The following is a 15,082-nucleotide window of genomic DNA, read 5'->3' on the forward strand; positions in this document are numbered from 1 at the left end:
TCCAGCGCTTGGTCCAGGCCGGAAAGCCCACAAAGCTCGCCCTCACCGCCTGCATGCGACGGCTCCTCGTCACCCTCAACGCCATGATCCGCGACAACACAGACTGGAGACATGCGCCAGCCTAACTACGGTTGCTCCCCCAGAAGGGCAGGATCTATGAGGGTTTCACTCGGCGTGGACGTCCACGCCCATGGCGTTCAGCAATCGGTATTGCTGATCCACCGTAACCTTCATCCCATCCCGGCTGGCCAGTTCCAGCAGGTTGAGCCCGCTCACCTCGGCGCCGCGCAGGTCGGCGCGGGCGAGCTTGGCGCCGGCGGTCAGCGCCTGGAAGAGATCGCATTCGCGCAGGTCGGCGCCTTCCAGGTCGGCGTCCATCAGCACAGCTTCGCGGAAGCTGGTCCGATTTAGATCGCAGCCGGGCAGCCGCACCTCGGTGAGGTCGGCCAGTTCCAGGTTGCAGCCCTTCAGCGCCGCCGAGGCCCTGACCACATTGCGCCCGAAGGCCCGATGGAAATCGGCCTTCATGAACACCGCGCCGCGCAGATTGCAGGTCTCCATATCGATCCCGTAGAGCGCCGAACGTTCGATCCTGGCGAAGGAGAGGTCGCAGCGGGCGAACCGCGCCTCTTCCAGCCGGGAGAAGGCGAACTGCACGCCCACATGGCCCTCGGCCATGACGCAGTCCTCGAACACCGCCTCGCGCAGGTCGGCGTGGGCGAAGCGGCAACGGACCAGGCGGCAGCCCTTGAAGCACGCGCCCTGCAGGCAGACGCCCTGGAACTGCACCTCGGCGAAGGCGCAGTCCTCGAACACCGCGTCGGTGAGATCGGCGTCGGTGAAGTCGTGGGCGGAGAGGTCAAGCCCCACCAACCGCGCCCCGGCTTCGATCTCCACCATGTGCCGCCCTCCGCTCGTTCCGCCGACTATCGGCGACGCCTGCGTCGCAAGCGGTCGTAGCGCCGCCTACTCCGCCGGCGCCACCGGCACCTGGATCTCGCCGCCGGCCTCGCGGAACTTGGCGCTCATCTCCGCCATGCCGGCCTCCGCCACGTCGTTCTGCCTGGCCGCGCTCTCGCGGATCTCCTGGCTGATCTTCATGGAGCAGAACTTGGGGCCGCACATGGAGCAGAAGTGGGCGGTCTTGAACGCCTCCTTCGGCAGGCTCTCGTCGTGGTACTCGCGCGCCGTTTCGGGATCGAGCCCCAGGTTGAACTGGTCCTCCCAGCGGAACTCGAAGCGCGCGCGGCTCAGCGCGTCGTCCCAAGCCCTGGCGGTGGGGTGGCCCTTGGCCAGGTCGGCGGCGTGAGCGGCGATCTTGTAGGCGATCACCCCCTGCTTCACGTCCTCGCGGTCGGGTAGGCCCAGATGCTCCTTGGGCGTCACGTAGCAGAGCATTGCGGTGCCGAACCAGCCGATCATGGCGGCGCCGATGGCGCTGGTGATGTGGTCGTAGCCGGGGGCCACGTCGGTGGTCAGCGGACCCAAGGTGTAGAAGGGCGCCTCCCCGCAGACGGCCAGCTGCTTGTCCATATTGGCCTTGATCTTGTGCATCGGCACGTGGCCGGGCCCCTCGATCATCACCTGGACGCCGTGCTTCCAGGCGATGGGCGTCAGCTCGCCCAGGGTCTCCAGCTCGGCGAACTGGGCCGCGTCATTGGCGTCGGCGATGCAGCCCGGCCGCAGGCCGTCGCCCAGGCTGAACGACACGTCGTAGGCACGCATGATTTCGCAGATGTCCTCGAAGTGCTCGTAGAGGAAGTTCTCCTTGTGGTGGGCCAGGCACCACTTGGCCATGATCGAGCCGCCCCGCGAGACGATGCCGGTCACCCGCTTGGCGGTCAGCGGCACATAGGCCAGCCGCACCCCGGCATGGATGGTGAAGTAGTCCACCCCCTGCTCGGCCTGCTCGATCAGTGTGTCGCGGAACACCTCCCAGTTCAGGTCCTCGGCGACGCCGTTGACCTTCTCCAGGGCCTGGTAGATCGGCACCGTGCCGATCGGCACGGGCGAGTTGCGGATGATCCAGTCGCGGATGTTGTGGATGTTGCGGCCGGTGGAGAGGTCCATGACGGTGTCGCCGCCCCAGCGAATGGCCCAGACCATCTTGTCCACCTCGTCGGCCACGGTGGAGAGCACCGCGGAGTTGCCGATATTGGCGTTGATCTTGACCAGGAAGTTGCGGCCGATGGCCATCGGCTCCAGCTCGGTGTGGTTGATATTGGCGGGGATGATCGCCCGGCCCCGGGCCACCTCGTCGCGCACGAACTCCGGGGTCACGAAGTCGGGGATGGAGGCGCCGAAATCCTCGCCGTCGCGGATGAAGGGATCGCTTTCCTTGCGGCGCAGGTTTTCGCGGATGGCGACGTATTCCATCTCCGGCGTGATGATCCCGCGCCGGGCGTATTCGAGCTGGGTGACGGCCACGTCGCCCTTGGCGCGGTAGACCCGGCGCGGCGCGGTGAACTGCGGCGCCAGGTGCTCGCCCTTGGCGAAGCCGTTGTCCTCCGGCTTCACCTCGCGTGGGTTCTCGACGATCTCGATGTCGCCGCGCGACACCACCCAGGGCTCGCGGGTGCGCTCCAGGCCCTTGTCGATGTCGATCTTGGCGGTCGGGTCGGTATAGGGGCCCGACGGGTCATAGAGGGTCAGGGCCGGCTCGTTGGCCGAGGGATGCACCGCCACCTCGCGGAACGGCACGCGGATGTCGGGCCACAGGACGCCGGCCTGGTAGACCTTGCGCGAGCCGGGGCGCTCGCCGGTGGGGATGGCGTCTTTGATGGGCGTCTGGATGTTCACCGGCAAGGCTCCGCTTTGAGGGCCAGCGACGACGGACTCCGGACGTACAAGTCCGTTCCCTTCGCCGGCATGACCCGGATCAGGTTCTACGGGTCGCGGGCTCGCCCGCCTCTCAGCCGCCCATGCGCGGCCCCCCGAGGACGCCGCGACCATAGGCGCGATCGGACCGTTCGAAAAGGCCGCGATCTCGCCGCAAAACCGGTTCAGCTTGCGCGCCTAGGAGATCGCCCATGAAAGCCGCCCTTATCGTTTTCGCCGCGGCCAGCCTGGCCGCCACCTCGGTTCCGGCCCAGCCCACGGCGCCCCCGGCGCCCGGCGCCTCACGCGACTGCTTCCGGATGAGCCAGCTTCGCGGCCATAAGCGCGTCGACGCCAAGACCCTGCATATCGAGGCCGGGAACCGCGCGGTCTATCGCTGGGAGATGAGCGGATCCTGCCTGGCCGGCGCCTCGTCCAACGACCCGCTGGTGATGAGCCCCGCCGGCGGCTCGGACCTGATCTGCAGGCCTATCGACCTGGACCTGAAGGTCATGAGCGGTGTGATGCTCAGCCCCTGCATCATCAAGAGCTTCACCCGGCTGACCCCGGCCGAGGTCGCAGCCCTGCCGCCGAGGCTGAAGCCCTAGCCGGGGGTCGCATCGCGCCCGGCGCGTATGCTAGGGAGCCCGCCTTGAGCAAATCCGATCTGATTGGATCGGATTTGCTCAAGCTTCTTTGAATTTAGACCATTTTCTTCGCCGAACCGGCGTCCACTTCGGCGGAAAATGGTCTAGGAGCCTCCCATGCATCTCGCCCGCTTCCCCCGCGCCCGCTTCGCCCATCTGCCGACGCCGCTGGAGCGATTGACGCGACTTGGGGTCGAACTGAAAGTCGACCTGTGGGTCAAACGCGACGACTGCACCGGCCTGGCCGGCGGCGGCAATAAAACCCGCAAGCTGGAGTTCCTGCTGGGCGAAGCGCTGGACCAGGGCGCCGACACCCTGGTGACCCAGGGCGCGGTGCAGTCCAACCACGTGCGCCAGACCGCCGCCGCCGCAGCCCGCTACGGCCTAGCCTGCGAGGTCATCCTGGAAGAGCGCACGGGCTCCAAGGCGGTCGACTACACCGCCTCGGGCAATGTGCTGCTGGACCGCCTGCTGGGCGCGGCGATCCGCAACGTCCCCGGCGGGGCCGACATGAACGCCGAGCTGGCCAGGACCGCCGACGACATCCGGGCTCGCGGCGGCAAGCCCTATGTGATCCTCGGCGGCGGCTCCAACGCCGTTGGCGCCCTGGGTTATGTGGACTGCGCCATCGAGCTGGTCGCCCAGGCCAATGCGCAGGGCCTGGTGATCGACCGCATCGTCACGGCCACCGGCAGCGCCGGCACCCATGCGGGCCTGGTCGCGGGCCTGGCCCTGGTCGGCGCCGACATCCCCGTCCTCGGGATCGGCGTGCGCGCGGACAGGGAGACTCAGGAGGCCAATGTCCACAAGCTGGCCATGGAGACCGCCGCCCTGCTGGGCCATCCCGAGCGCGTCACCCGCGAAATGACCGTGGCCGACTGCGACTATGTCGGGGCCGGCTACGGCCTGATCGACGACGAGGTGATCGAGGTCCTCAAGCTGGCCGCGCGCACCGACGCCCTGATCCTGGACCCGGTCTATACCGGCAAGGCGATGAAGGGGCTGATCGCGCTGGCCAGGGCCGGACGGTTCGAGGGCGAGACGGTGGTCTTCCTGCACACCGGCGGCGCCCAGGGCCTGTTCGGCTACCAGGGCGAGATGCAGGGAGCGCTTGAAGGAGAATTGGCATGAGCCTCGTCCTGGGCGTGCTCGGCGGCATGGGCCCGGCCGCCACCCTCGACTTCCTGACCAAGCTGCAGGCCCTGACCCCGGCCGAGCGCGACCAGGACCACATCCGCACCATCGTCGACATCAATCCACAGGTGCCCGACCGCAACGACCCCTTTGCCAAACCCGGTCCCGTCCTGGCCGAGATGGCCGGGGCCCTGCGCGGCGCGGGCGCCGACGTGCTGGCGATCGCCTGCAACACCGCTCACGCCCACGCCGACCTGATCTCGCATTCCTCGGGCCTCCCGCTGATCGACATGATCGGCACGGCGGCGGCGGCGGCGCGCGACACCGGCGCCCACAGAGCTGGGGTGCTGGGCACGCGGCCGGCCATCAAGCTCTATCGCGAGTACCTGGCCGCCCAGGGCATGGGCCTGGTCACCCTGCCGGCCGAGCGCCAGGAGGCCTTCATGGCCCTGCTCTACCAGATCAAGTCGGGTGACCGCTCGGCGCAGGTCGGGGCCGAGATGGCCGCCCTGGCCGCCGAACTGGTCGGCGAAGGCGCCGAGGCGGTGATCGCCGGCTGCACCGAAGTTCCGCTGGTGCTGAACGCCGCCGCCGTGCGCGCCCCGGTGATCGACGCCGCCGAGGTCCTGGCCAAGCGCTGCGTCGCCGTCTGCCTCGGCTTCGAGCCGGTCCCGGAGCTGGTTTAGAGCCGGGGCGACCCGAAGGTGTCGCAGGCGGCCGGATCGCCGCTCTGCACGCCGGTGCGGAACCAGCGCATGCGCTGTTCGCTGGTGCCGTGGGTGAAGCCGTCGGGCATGACGCGGCCCTGGGACTGGGTCTGCAGGGCGTCGTCGCCGACCGCCGCCGCGGCGCGGATGCCGTCCTCGATATCGCGGGGGTCGAGCGTCACCTGGCCGCCCGAGGCCTCCGACGCATTTGCCACCCAGACCCCGGCATAGCAGTCGGCCTGCAACTCCAGGCGCACCGCCGCGCTCCCCTCGCCGCGCGAGCCGCGCTCGACCCGGTCGGTCTGGCCGGTCAGGTGCTGGACATGATGGCCGATCTCGTGGGCGATGACATAGGCGCGCGCCGCCTCGCCCTTCGCGCCGAACCGGCTCTCCAGCTCCCGCCAGAAGCTGAGGTCCAGATAGACCTTGCGGTCGGCCGGACAATAGAAAGGCCCCATGGCCGCCTGGCCGGTTCCGCAGCCGGTGCCTGTGGCCTGGTCGTAGATCACGACCGCGGCGGGCGGCGCGTAGCTCTTGCCGCGCCGGGCGAAGATCGGGGTCCAGACGTCGGTAGTGGAGGCCTCGACCACGTCGACGAACTGGCCGGCCTCGTCGGTGGTGGTCCCGCGCGCGCCAACCTGCTCCTGCTGGGCCTGGCCGCCCGCGCCCTCGACCACCGCCATGGTGGTGGTCGGGTCGATGCCAAACACGAAATAGCCGATGGCCGCCAGGATCACCCCACCAATGCCGACGCCGCCGACCCCTACGGGCCCCAGGCCGCGGCGATCCTCGATATTGCCGCCCCGGCGGCCGCCCTGCCAACGCATCACGTCGCTCCTGAACTACTACCGGCCTCGGGAGGCACGATGTCGTCTATCAGCTCTGCTGTCAGCGCCTGTTTTGACTGGCGGCGCGCACGCGCCGGTTGGACGCCGCCAGGGTCTCGTCGGGAATCGACGGGAACGGGCCCAGGTCGGGCGTCGAGGCGGCGGCGGACTTCGCGACATGCGGCGCGGGCAGGATCGGGCGGCGGGCCTGATCGCGCAGTTCGCGCAGACGAACCTCCGTGGAGAGCCGCGCGTCGAGGGCGTTGAGCTGGTTCTCCATCGCCACGGCGCGCTGGTTCTGGAGCTGCTGCTGGGCCCACAGTTCGTTCTCACGGGCGATCCGCGCGGGATCGAGCTGCGCCGAGGCCGGAGAGGCCGCGGCCGCCAGGATCGCAAGGACGGGCAGGAGCAAGCGCATGGCCTTCAAACGCGCCCGCCTCCGTTCGGCTCCCGCAGCGGCCTAGCGCCGCGAGACGCTGAAGCGGGTCAGTTGTTCGCGGGGCGCGGCCCAGTCGGGGCTGATCGCGACCGCCTTCTGGTAGTCGTAATAGGCCGACTTCATGTCATCCAGGCCTTCATGGGCCAGGGCGCGATTGTAGTAGGCCTTGGCCGGTTCGCCGACCCCGAGCTCCAGGCCGCGATTGATGTCGGTCAGGCTGGCGGCGTAGTCGCGCTGGCCGATGAGGGTGGCGCCGCGGTTCACATAGGCCTCGCCCATATCCGGCTTGATTTTCATCGCCTTGTCGAAGTCCTTGCGCGCGGCCGGATAGGCGGCGCGACGCAGCTTCAGCACGCCGCGGTTCACATAGGTGCCGGCCCGGTCGCGGGCGTTCATGAATTCGGTTTCCAGCGCCTGGGTGCAGAGGTCCTGGAACTTCACGTCGTTCTCGCCGGCGAGGGCGGCCTTGGAGCAGGCTTCCGCCAGCCCGCCGCCGATCACCGTCACCGCGGCCTGGGCCGAGCCCGCCGCAGCCCAGCCGATGGCCGCCAGACCCGCGACCGCTAATGCCTTGAACATGGCGCTGTCTCCGAAAGGCCAAGCCCGCCCGGAGGCGCGCGGCCCGGTTGCATGGCGTCAAGAGTCTTCCCGTAACGGGGGTCTGTCAACGCGAGCTTTTCTGCACGACAGTCAGATCAAGGCTTTGTTTTCAGGCGTAATTCCCGCGTAGCCGCCGCCATCTCCCGCGCCAGGTTCTGGAGCGTGAAGGGTTTGCGCAGCAGCGGCCCGTTCCAGGCGGCGGCCAGGGCGTCCATGTCGGCGTAGCCGGTCATGATCACCACCGGCAGGCCTGGCCGCAGCCGGCGCAGGTTGTCGGCGACCTGCCCGCCGTTCTGGTCCGGCATGGCGAAGTCCACCAGGGCCGCCTGCAGGTCTGGATCGGCGACGAGCCGCGTAAGGGCCTGCGCCCCGCCGTCGGCCTCCACGACGCGGCAACCCAACTCCGACAGCATATGGGCGGCCACCGCCCGCACCTCGGCGTCGTCGTCCACCAGCAGCACCGACAGGCCGTGCAACAGGGCTACGTCGGGCTCGCCGTCCGCCGCGGCCTCGGTGTCCGCCGCCTGCGAGGTCCGCGGCAGGTAGGCCCGCAGGGTCGCGCCGCGCCCTGGCGCGGTCTCGATCTCCACCCCGCCGCCGAGCTGCTTGGCCAGGCCCAGCACCTGGGGCAGGCCCAGGCCCGACCCCTTGCCCACAGCCTTGGTGGTGAAGAAGGGCTCGAAGGCGCGGGCCACGACCTCGGGGGTCATGCCCTCGCCGGTGTCGCTCACCGTGATCGCCACATAGTCGCCGGGCGCGGGCGCCTCGCCCTGGTCCGACCTAGCCGCGACATGGGCGTTGCGGCAGGCGACGGCGACCGTCCCGCCGTTCGGCATGGCGTCGCGGGCGTTGAGCGCCAGATTGACCACCATCAGCTCCACCTGGGTCGCGTCGCCGAGCGCGGTCCACAGGTCGGACGCGATGTCGACCTGAAGCTGGCAGTTCGCGCCCAGGGTCGGACCCAGCAGGGCTGCGGCGGCCTCGACGGCCGCCCCGATGTCCATGGGCCGGGGCTCCAGGCGCTGGCGGCGCGAGAAGGCCAGGAGCTGGGCGGTCAATGTCGCACCGCGCTCGCCGGCGGCGCGGGCCTGTTCGACGAAGCGCAGGTGCTGGGGATCGGTCAGCCGCCGGGCCAACAGATCGAGATTACCCAGCACCGCCATCAGCAGGTTGTTGAAGTCGTGCGCCACCCCGCCGGTCAGACGGCCGATGGCCTCCATCTTCTGGGCCTGGGCCAGGCTCTCTGTGGCCTCGGCCAGTTCGCGGGTCCGGGCGGCCACCCGCGCTTCCAGTGAGGCGTTCAACTCCATCAACTCGGCGCGCTGGACGCCCACGGTCTGGCCGGCCTCGCCCAGGGCGCCGGCCAGGGCGTCGATCTCCTGGGTGCCGGTGGGGAACGGGGTGATGGGCGCCCCGGCCTCCCAGGCGCGCGCGGCGTCGGCCAGCTGCTCCACCGGCGCGGCGATACTGCGCGCCACATAGGTCGCCAGGGCCGCGCCCGCGCCCAGGATGATCAGCCCCATGAGCCCGCCCCAAAACAGCGAGCGGCGCGCCACCCCGGCGACCTCGGCCTTGGGGACCGCCACGATGAACGACCAGCCGTAGTCCGGCGCCCGGCTCCAGGCGGTCACGCTGCGCACGCCGTCCAGGGTGCGGGTCTCGGCGACGCCCGACGGCGCGCTGCGCAGGTGGTCGATCATCCCAGGCGAGGCCGACTTGCCGACCAGCACCGCCCCGCCGCGATTGCGCGAGACGATCACGCCCTGGGCGTCGACGATCGAGCCCACCCAGGAGGTCGGGAATTTCTGATCCACCCAGACCTGGTCGAAGGACGAGGCCGGCGTGCCGGCGTTGAGCGTGAGCTGGGTTCCGCCCGGCCCCTCCGCCGGCATGCTGAAGGCCACCACCGGCGCCTTCGACACGCTGCCCGTGAACAGGTTGGAGACCCGCATCTGGACGCCCGCCCCCGACCGCCAGGGTTCGCTGGGCGTGACGTTGAGGGTGGCGGGCAGGGGCGCTCCGGCGGCCGCCCGCGTATTGACCTTCTGCCGGCCCTCCGCGTCCATCACAACGATCGTGGTGTCCGACCCGGCCGTGGCCGCGCGGGCCTGAGCGTCGAAGGCGGCCCAATCCCCGAACCGCAGGTACGGCGACGTGCTCAGGACGTCGAGCAGCACCTTGCGCTGTCCTATCTCGCGGTCGACCACAAGGGAGAGCGCCCGGGCCGTCTCGCTCATCTGGCGCTCCAGGGACAGCTGCTGGTGGCGATAGCCGTCCCAGACCAGCACGCCGGCGGTGGCGATGGCCGGGATCAGCACCGCCAGCAGCAGCATGATCAAGCGGGAGCGCAGACCTGGGGCGGCGGGGCCGGAATATGCCGTGGAGGCCGTCACTGAGGCGCCCTCCCGGCCGCGGCTGACTTCCACTGACAATTTACGCCTCGGCGTCCGGTCAGGGGAACCCACGGCGTGGCGGCCATCCTAGCGACCGCGGAATCGACGGGTTTCACGGAGCAGGATGTAGACGCCGCTGGCGGCCACCACGCAGGCGCCGGCCAGGGTCGCGGCCCGTGGGATCTCGTCCCAGATCAGGAAGCCGATGATGCTGGCCCAGACGAGCTGGGTGTAGTCGAAGGGCGCCACCACCGCGACCGGCGCCCGGCGAAGGGCCTCGGTGAGGAAGAGCTGGCCTGTGCCGCCCAGCAGGCCGGTGCACACCAGCATGATCAGCGTGGTCGTGTCGGGAATGACCCAACCGCCGAACGGCAGGCTCGCCAGGCCCAGCAGCATGCCCGCCAGGGTGAAATAGAAGACGATGGTCGGGCCGGGCTCGGTCCGCCCGATCTCGCGCACGGCGATCATGGCGCCGGCGGCGCCGACCGCGCCGGCCAGGCCGAAGACCGTGCCCAGTGTGGCCATGTGGCTGGGATCTGGGCGGATCATGATCAGCACGCCCAGGAAGCCCACCATCACCGCCCCCCAGCGATGCACGCCCACCCGTTCCTTGAGGATCGGGACCGACAGCGCGGTCATGAACAGCGGTGCGGCGAAGGAGAGCGCGGTCGCCTCCGTCAGCGGCAGCATGGACAGCGCGGTGAAGCCGCAGACCATGCCCATCAGGCCGATCGTCGAGCGGGCCGCGTGGCCGCCGGGCCGCGCGGTCTTCAGCACTGAGAACCCGCTGGTCCGCCAGACGTAGAACAGCACCGGGATGAAGGCGAAGGCGTTGCGGAAGAAGATGATCTCGAGGACCGGCGCGCCGCGCTCCGAGCACGCCTTCACCAGCGCCCCAAGCCCTGCCATGCAGACCATGGCCGCCATCCGAAGCAGGATGCCCAGGCCGTTTCGCTGCAGAACGGCATGGGCGGGCGCTTCGGCGGGCAAGGCGATCTCCTTCCGCGGCAGGGCTTAGTCCGCGTGGCCTGGCCGCGCCATCCCTCCCGTCGCCGGCCGTCTAGGTTCCGCGCGGATAGAGGATGATCTGCGTGCAGCGGAAGGCGGCCATCAGCTTGCCGGTGGCGGCATCCTCGACCCTGGCGTCCCAGACCTGGGTTGTCCGCCCGCCATGGAGCAGCGACGCGGTGCAGACGGCCTCGCCCTCGCGCAGGGTGCCCATGAAGTTGGCCTTCACCTCGGCGGTCGTGAAGCCGTTCGCGCCCTCGGGCCAGGCCGTCGAAACCCCGTAGGCGCAGAGGATGTCGGCCACCGACAGCACGGCGCCGGCCAGCAGGTAGCCGGTGTGGGCCACCAGGTCCTGCCGCACCGCCAGCCGGCCTACGACCTTGCCCTCGGCCACCTCGGTGATCACCAACCCCAGATGGCCGGGCAGCTTGCCGACATTGGCCTGGTTCAGTTTCTCGACGCTGGTGTGGTTGGTGGTCGTGACCATGGGCGCTCCGTTCGGCCTCAAGGCTCCGCCGATTCCCCGGCATGTCGAAGCCTGCCCCGCGCGATCAGGCGCAAGCTCGACCGTGGGCCCTCGCCTGACGTGGCGTAACGCTGGTCACTCTCCACGCTCGGAACAACCGAACGGGAAGCGGTTAGACATGACGATCGACCTGATGATGGCGGCCTGGACCCTGGTCCTGGCCTTTGTGCAAGTCCTGCTCTTCGATATCGCCCGAACCAGCCAGTACGGGTTGAAGTGGAACACCAGCCCCCGCGACGGCGAGATGCCGCCGCTCAGCGCCCGCGCCGAGCGCCTGCGCCGAGCGCAGGACAACCTCTATGAGACCCTGCCGCTGTTCCTGGGCGCAGTGCTGCTAGCCCACGTGGCCGGCCGCGCCAACGAGATCACGGCGCTGGGCGCGCAGGTCTATTTCTGGGGCCGGGTGGCCTATGTGCCGCTCTACGCCTTCGGCGTGCCCCACGTCCGCTCGCTGGTCTGGCTGGTCAGCATCGCCGGCCTGATCATGGTGGCCTCGCAGATCCTGACGCCCTAGGAGACCCGCCCGCGCACGATCTTGACGCGGATGGCCTCCCCGGTCACCGCCTTGGCGTCCCAGACGGCGCCCACGGCGTTCTTCGGGATCAGGGTGCAGTAGCTCATGGGGACTCTCACGGGCCTGGCCTGTTTCAGGCACACCCGCGGCCCCCTCATGGTCCAGCGGCCGATGGAGTCCGTGCGCCGGCGGCCCTTGGCCGTATAGGTCCCGTCGCGCTTCAGCCACAGCAGGCCGGTGCGACCGTCGGGATAGGTGGAGACGACCGTGTTGCCGAAGGCGGCCTCCACAGGCGAACGCGCGCCGGACGCTGCGCTCGCCGCCGTCGGAATCGCCAGGGCGAGCAGCAGACCGAGGATCCGGGGGTTGGGCATCGCCGCCTAGAACGGCCGCCGGCCCCGGCGGTTGCCTAGTCCCCGACGAACCGGGCGACGAGGGCGGGGTCGGCGTCGTAGACCCAGCACTCGCTGAACTGGCCGTCACGAACGGCGTAGACCAGCACGCGCTCCAACTCCGCCACGGCCTCGCCCTTGTGGAAGGTTTCGCGCGCCACGATCGCCCCGCGCTCGGGGCCTGACAGCACCGCCACGATGCCGGTCAGCCGGCGGCCGGTGCGGCGGGAGAACTCGGCCAGGGTCGCGAGCGAGGCCGCCTTGCCCACATGATCGCCGGAGAGCGCGTGCGCGCCGCCGTAATGCAGGGTGAAGGTCTCGTGGTAGAGGCCGGCGATGGCCGCTAGGTCGCCCGCCCGCCAGGCCTGGGCGTAGCGTTCCACCGTGGTCCGGATCTCGGCTTCGCGGGGGTCCATGGATCGGTCTCCGGCTGTGGAGGGCGCGGCGACCGCGCCCAGGGCGGCGGCCAGGAGGCCGCGACGGGCGAAGGTCACGCGGTCTTGAGGAAGGCCGCGGCCAGCAGGGCTACGGCCACCGCCAGCTCGATCGCCAGGAAGACGCCCGGCAGGCGCCCCATGCCCATGTCGATGGAGGCCGAGACCAGCCGGCCGGCCACCATGCCGCCGGCGCCGGCGCCCACGACCAGGGCCACGGGTGTGCGGAGCTCCGGCCGCGCCAGGCTGAGGAACAGCAGGCCCGACCACACCAGCGGCAGGCCGCCATAGACGGCGCGGATCTCGTTGAAGCCGTCCACCGTCGACACCTTGATCCCGTAGCCGCCCAGCAGGCCGCCGGGGAAGCGCAGGGCCATCACCCCCAGCCAGGCGAAAAAGGCCGCGCAGGGCGCGATCAGCAGGATCTTGATCATGGGGTCTCCGAGGCGGGGCTGGCCGGATGCGGCGCGATGGGCCAAGCTTGGCGGCCTTTCCCCGTCCCGCCTTTCGAGAACTGGCTATGGCGCCGCCGGCGCGACTGTATTCCTGGGGCGCACGCGCTCTCTTCCTGGGTGAGGCTCTCGGCCTGAGCGCCCATCGCAACGCCGTGGGCGTGCTGGCCCTTGGCCTGGAGGGCGCCTTCGATGTCGCCCTCGACCCCGCCGATCCCGCTGCGGGCCAACGCCGCTGCCGGGCCGCGCTGATCCCGCCCAACACCCTGCACCATCTGACCTCGACCCACGGCCTGATGGCCTTCCTCTATGTGGACGCGCGCAGCCCCGACCTGGCGCGGCTGCAGGGCCTGGTGCGGGAACCGGGGCCGCGCGCGGGCTTCGACCTGGCGGGCGAGGCCGAGCTGATCGCCAGCCTGGCCCGGTTGGCTCGGGGCGCGGCGAGCTGGAGCGAGACCCGGCCCTGTCTGGACGCCCTGCTCTGCGGCGAGGCCAGCCCGCGTGACCCGCGCATCAAGCAGGCGCTCGACCTGCTGCATGCCGATCCCGCCGCCCGGCCGTCCCTGGCGGCCCTGGCCGCGGGCGCCGGGCTGTCGACCTCGCGCTTCATCCACCTGTTCAAGACGGCCACCGGGGTGCCGCTGCGCCGCTACAAGCTGTGGATCGCCATGGGGGCGGCGATGCGGGCCATCGTCGCTGGGGAGACCCTGACCAACGCGGCCCTGGACGCCGGCTTCGCCAGCTCGGCCCATTTCAGCGCGAGCTTCCGCGAAATGTTCGGCATGGAGCCGTCGCGGCTCTCCGGCGGTCGGCTCGCCGCGTAACCCCTGAGGAACATTTGCGCCGAACGCTTGATCTGGCGCCGCCGCCGGTCGAAAGGCGATTGTCGACCACCTTCGCGCGGAGCGCTCGTGAAGCCCCACCTGCTCGCCGGCCTCGCCACCCTGACCGCCCTCATTTGCCTCAGCCAAGCGGCCGCCGGCCCTGTCGAGGAGCCGGCTTATCCGGAGGGTTATCGTCGCTGGACCCACGTGCTGACCGGGGTCTCGGACGCCAGGTTCAACCGCTACGAAGGTCTGCACAACATCTACGCCAACCCCAAGGCCATCAAGGGCTACAAGTCCTCGGGCGCCTTTCCGGTCGGGTCGGTGATCGTCTTCGATCTCTTCGAGGTCGTGGACAACGGCGGCGCGACCGTCGCCACCAAGCGCAAGTTCATCGACGTCATGGTCAAGGACAGCAAGCGCTACGCCGCGACTGGCGGCTGGGGCTACACCGAATTCCTCGGCGAGAGCCGCACCGAGCGCGGCTTCACCCAGGACAAGGCCCCGAGCTGCCACGGCTGCCACGAGGCCAAGGGGGGTCGCGACGCGGTCTTCACCAGTTTCAAGGACTGATCAGCCGACCGGGCCCAGGGTCTCGTCGAAAAGACCGCGCATGGCGCGCCAGGTGCGATGGTCAGCCGTCTCGTCATAGCGGAAGCCCGGCAGGCCCATGGCGTCCACCTCGCGGTTGGTGAAGCTATGCCCCACACCGCCCAGCAGCATCATCTGCCAATCGGCCCCGGCGGCGCTCATCTCGCCCACGAAGGCCTCGCGGTCGGCGGCGCTGATGATCGGGTCCTCGGAGCCCAGGCAGACCATGACCTTGCCCTTGATCGCCCCCTTGGCGGCTGGGGTCGAGGTGCCGAGGCCGGAATGGAAGCCGATGACGCACGGCACGTCGGCGCCGCTGCGCGCCAGCTCCAGCACAGTGGTGCCCCCGAAGCAGAAGCCGATGGCCGCCGTCCGGGCGGCGTCCACGTTCGGCTGGGCCCGCAGCACCTCCAGCGCCGTGCGCGCCCGGCCCTGCAGGGTCGGCAGGTCGCCCATCAGGCCGGTGATGGTGGCCATGGCCTGTTCCCGGCTCTCGATGGGATAGCCGAAGGTGTCCATGGCGAAGGCCACATAGCCCAGCTCGGCCAGCATCTGGGCGCGCTGCCGGGGATGGCCGGTCATGCCGCCGCCCTCGTGGGCGACCAGCACCCCCGCCGTCGGCTTGCCGCGCGAGCCGTCCGCCAGGTAGCCGGTGAAGCTCTTGCCGCCGAACTCGTAGGTGATCGCCTGCATGTCCATGTCGTCCCTCCCACAGCGCCCGAATTGCGCCGGATCGCGGCCTGCGCTGTCAAGCTTGGGGTTGCATCCCGGACCAAG

The 15,082-nt window shown here is 70.1% G+C and carries 18 protein-coding genes, 1 pseudogene and 1 riboswitch; of the genes and pseudogenes, 7 read left to right on the forward strand and 12 right to left on the reverse strand.

Going from position 1 to position 15,082, the window contains the following annotated elements; translation table 11 throughout:
- A pseudogene (locus tag Q8Q77_RS02495) lies at window positions 1-125 on the forward strand (IS110 family transposase); the annotation flags it as partial.
- 40 nt (window positions 126-165) lie between these two features.
- Here the strand turns inward: Q8Q77_RS02495 and Q8Q77_RS02500 are convergent.
- The gene (locus tag Q8Q77_RS02500; protein WP_305580835.1) at window positions 166-900 is read right to left on the reverse strand and encodes a pentapeptide repeat-containing protein; all 735 of its coding nucleotides are present in this window, start codon (window positions 898-900) and stop codon (window positions 166-168) included.
- 66 nt (window positions 901-966) lie between these two features.
- Entirely contained in the window at window positions 967-2,799 is a 1,833-nt protein-coding gene (thiC, locus tag Q8Q77_RS02505) for a phosphomethylpyrimidine synthase ThiC (RefSeq protein WP_305580837.1), read from the reverse strand.
- Between the two features lie 38 nt (window positions 2,800-2,837).
- Window positions 2,838-2,946, reverse strand: a riboswitch (TPP riboswitch).
- Window positions 2,947-3,029: 83 nt separating this feature from the next.
- Here thiC and Q8Q77_RS02510 point away from each other — a divergent pair.
- The 3 genes from Q8Q77_RS02510 (at window position 3,030) to Q8Q77_RS02520 (ending at window position 5,284) form a co-directional block, all read left to right on the forward strand.
- A complete protein-coding gene (locus tag Q8Q77_RS02510; protein ID WP_305580839.1) occupies window positions 3,030-3,425 on the forward strand; it encodes a hypothetical protein in 396 nt (131 codons plus the stop codon).
- A gap of 156 nt (window positions 3,426-3,581) precedes the next feature.
- Window positions 3,582-4,595, forward strand: coding sequence for a D-cysteine desulfhydrase (locus tag Q8Q77_RS02515; RefSeq protein ID WP_305580841.1), 1,014 nt, complete (start codon window positions 3,582-3,584; stop codon window positions 4,593-4,595).
- Complete coding sequence (locus Q8Q77_RS02520) at window positions 4,592-5,284, forward strand: aspartate/glutamate racemase family protein (RefSeq protein WP_305580843.1); 693 nt, start codon at window positions 4,592-4,594, stop codon at window positions 5,282-5,284. The genes Q8Q77_RS02515 and Q8Q77_RS02520 overlap by 4 nt, the downstream gene beginning before the upstream one ends.
- Here Q8Q77_RS02520 and Q8Q77_RS02525 read toward each other — a convergent pair.
- From Q8Q77_RS02525 to Q8Q77_RS02550, 6 genes are all read right to left on the reverse strand, one after another.
- Window positions 5,281-6,132: a neutral zinc metallopeptidase gene (locus tag Q8Q77_RS02525; protein ID WP_305580845.1), complete on the reverse strand. Its 852-nt coding sequence runs from the start codon at window positions 6,130-6,132 to the stop codon at window positions 5,281-5,283. The two genes, Q8Q77_RS02520 and Q8Q77_RS02525, sit on opposite strands and share 4 nt — an antisense overlap.
- 61 nt (window positions 6,133-6,193) lie before the next feature.
- Window positions 6,194-6,544, reverse strand: coding sequence for a hypothetical protein (locus Q8Q77_RS02530; RefSeq protein ID WP_305580847.1), 351 nt, complete (start codon window positions 6,542-6,544; stop codon window positions 6,194-6,196).
- Window positions 6,545-6,592: 48 nt separating this feature from the next.
- Window positions 6,593-7,150, reverse strand: coding sequence for a hypothetical protein (locus Q8Q77_RS02535; RefSeq protein ID WP_305580849.1), 558 nt, complete (start codon window positions 7,148-7,150; stop codon window positions 6,593-6,595).
- Window positions 7,151-7,266: 116 nt separating this feature from the next.
- Window positions 7,267-9,564: an ATP-binding protein gene (locus Q8Q77_RS02540; RefSeq protein WP_305580851.1), complete on the reverse strand. Its 2,298-nt coding sequence runs from the start codon at window positions 9,562-9,564 to the stop codon at window positions 7,267-7,269.
- Window positions 9,565-9,651: 87 nt separating this feature from the next.
- Window positions 9,652-10,554 carry a DMT family transporter gene (locus Q8Q77_RS02545; RefSeq protein ID WP_305580853.1) on the reverse strand — a complete coding sequence of 301 codons (903 nt, stop codon included), beginning with the start codon at window positions 10,552-10,554 and terminating at the stop codon, window positions 9,652-9,654.
- A 70-nt stretch (window positions 10,555-10,624) separates the two neighbouring features.
- On the reverse strand, window positions 10,625-11,059 hold the full coding sequence (locus tag Q8Q77_RS02550; RefSeq protein WP_305580855.1) for a PaaI family thioesterase: 435 nt from the start codon (window positions 11,057-11,059) through the stop codon (window positions 10,625-10,627).
- Between the two features lie 157 nt (window positions 11,060-11,216).
- On the opposite strand from Q8Q77_RS02550, the gene Q8Q77_RS02555 reads away from it, so the two are divergent.
- Complete coding sequence (locus tag Q8Q77_RS02555) at window positions 11,217-11,612, forward strand: MAPEG family protein (RefSeq protein WP_305580857.1); 396 nt, start codon at window positions 11,217-11,219, stop codon at window positions 11,610-11,612.
- On the opposite strand, the gene Q8Q77_RS02560 is transcribed toward Q8Q77_RS02555, so the two are convergent.
- The 3 genes from Q8Q77_RS02560 to Q8Q77_RS02570 are packed head-to-tail and all read right to left on the reverse strand — an operon-like array spanning window position 11,609 to window position 12,872.
- Complete coding sequence (locus tag Q8Q77_RS02560) at window positions 11,609-11,986, reverse strand: hypothetical protein (RefSeq protein ID WP_305580859.1); 378 nt, start codon at window positions 11,984-11,986, stop codon at window positions 11,609-11,611. The genes Q8Q77_RS02555 and Q8Q77_RS02560 overlap by 4 nt on opposite strands.
- Window positions 11,987-12,021: 35 nt before the next feature.
- Window positions 12,022-12,498, reverse strand: coding sequence for a nuclear transport factor 2 family protein (locus tag Q8Q77_RS02565; RefSeq protein ID WP_305580861.1), 477 nt, complete (start codon window positions 12,496-12,498; stop codon window positions 12,022-12,024).
- Window positions 12,495-12,872: a DUF4345 family protein gene (locus Q8Q77_RS02570; protein ID WP_305580863.1), complete on the reverse strand. Its 378-nt coding sequence runs from the start codon at window positions 12,870-12,872 to the stop codon at window positions 12,495-12,497. The genes Q8Q77_RS02565 and Q8Q77_RS02570 overlap by 4 nt, the downstream gene beginning before the upstream one ends.
- 86 nt (window positions 12,873-12,958) lie before the next feature.
- Between Q8Q77_RS02570 and Q8Q77_RS02575 the strand changes: the two genes are divergently transcribed.
- The gene (locus tag Q8Q77_RS02575) at window positions 12,959-13,714 is read left to right on the forward strand and encodes a helix-turn-helix domain-containing protein (protein WP_305580865.1); all 756 of its coding nucleotides are present in this window, start codon (window positions 12,959-12,961) and stop codon (window positions 13,712-13,714) included.
- An 87-nt stretch (window positions 13,715-13,801) separates the two neighbouring features.
- Entirely contained in the window at window positions 13,802-14,287 is a 486-nt protein-coding gene (locus Q8Q77_RS02580) for a cytochrome P460 family protein (protein ID WP_305580868.1), read from the forward strand.
- Here Q8Q77_RS02580 and Q8Q77_RS02585 read toward each other — a convergent pair whose 3' ends face one another.
- Entirely contained in the window at window positions 14,288-15,004 is a 717-nt protein-coding gene (locus tag Q8Q77_RS02585) for a dienelactone hydrolase family protein (RefSeq protein WP_305580870.1), read from the reverse strand.
- Between the last annotated feature and the right edge of the window lie 78 nt (window positions 15,005-15,082).

The organism is Phenylobacterium sp., from assembly GCF_030698145.1.
Taxonomy (GTDB): Bacteria; Pseudomonadota; Alphaproteobacteria; order Caulobacterales; family Caulobacteraceae; genus Phenylobacterium.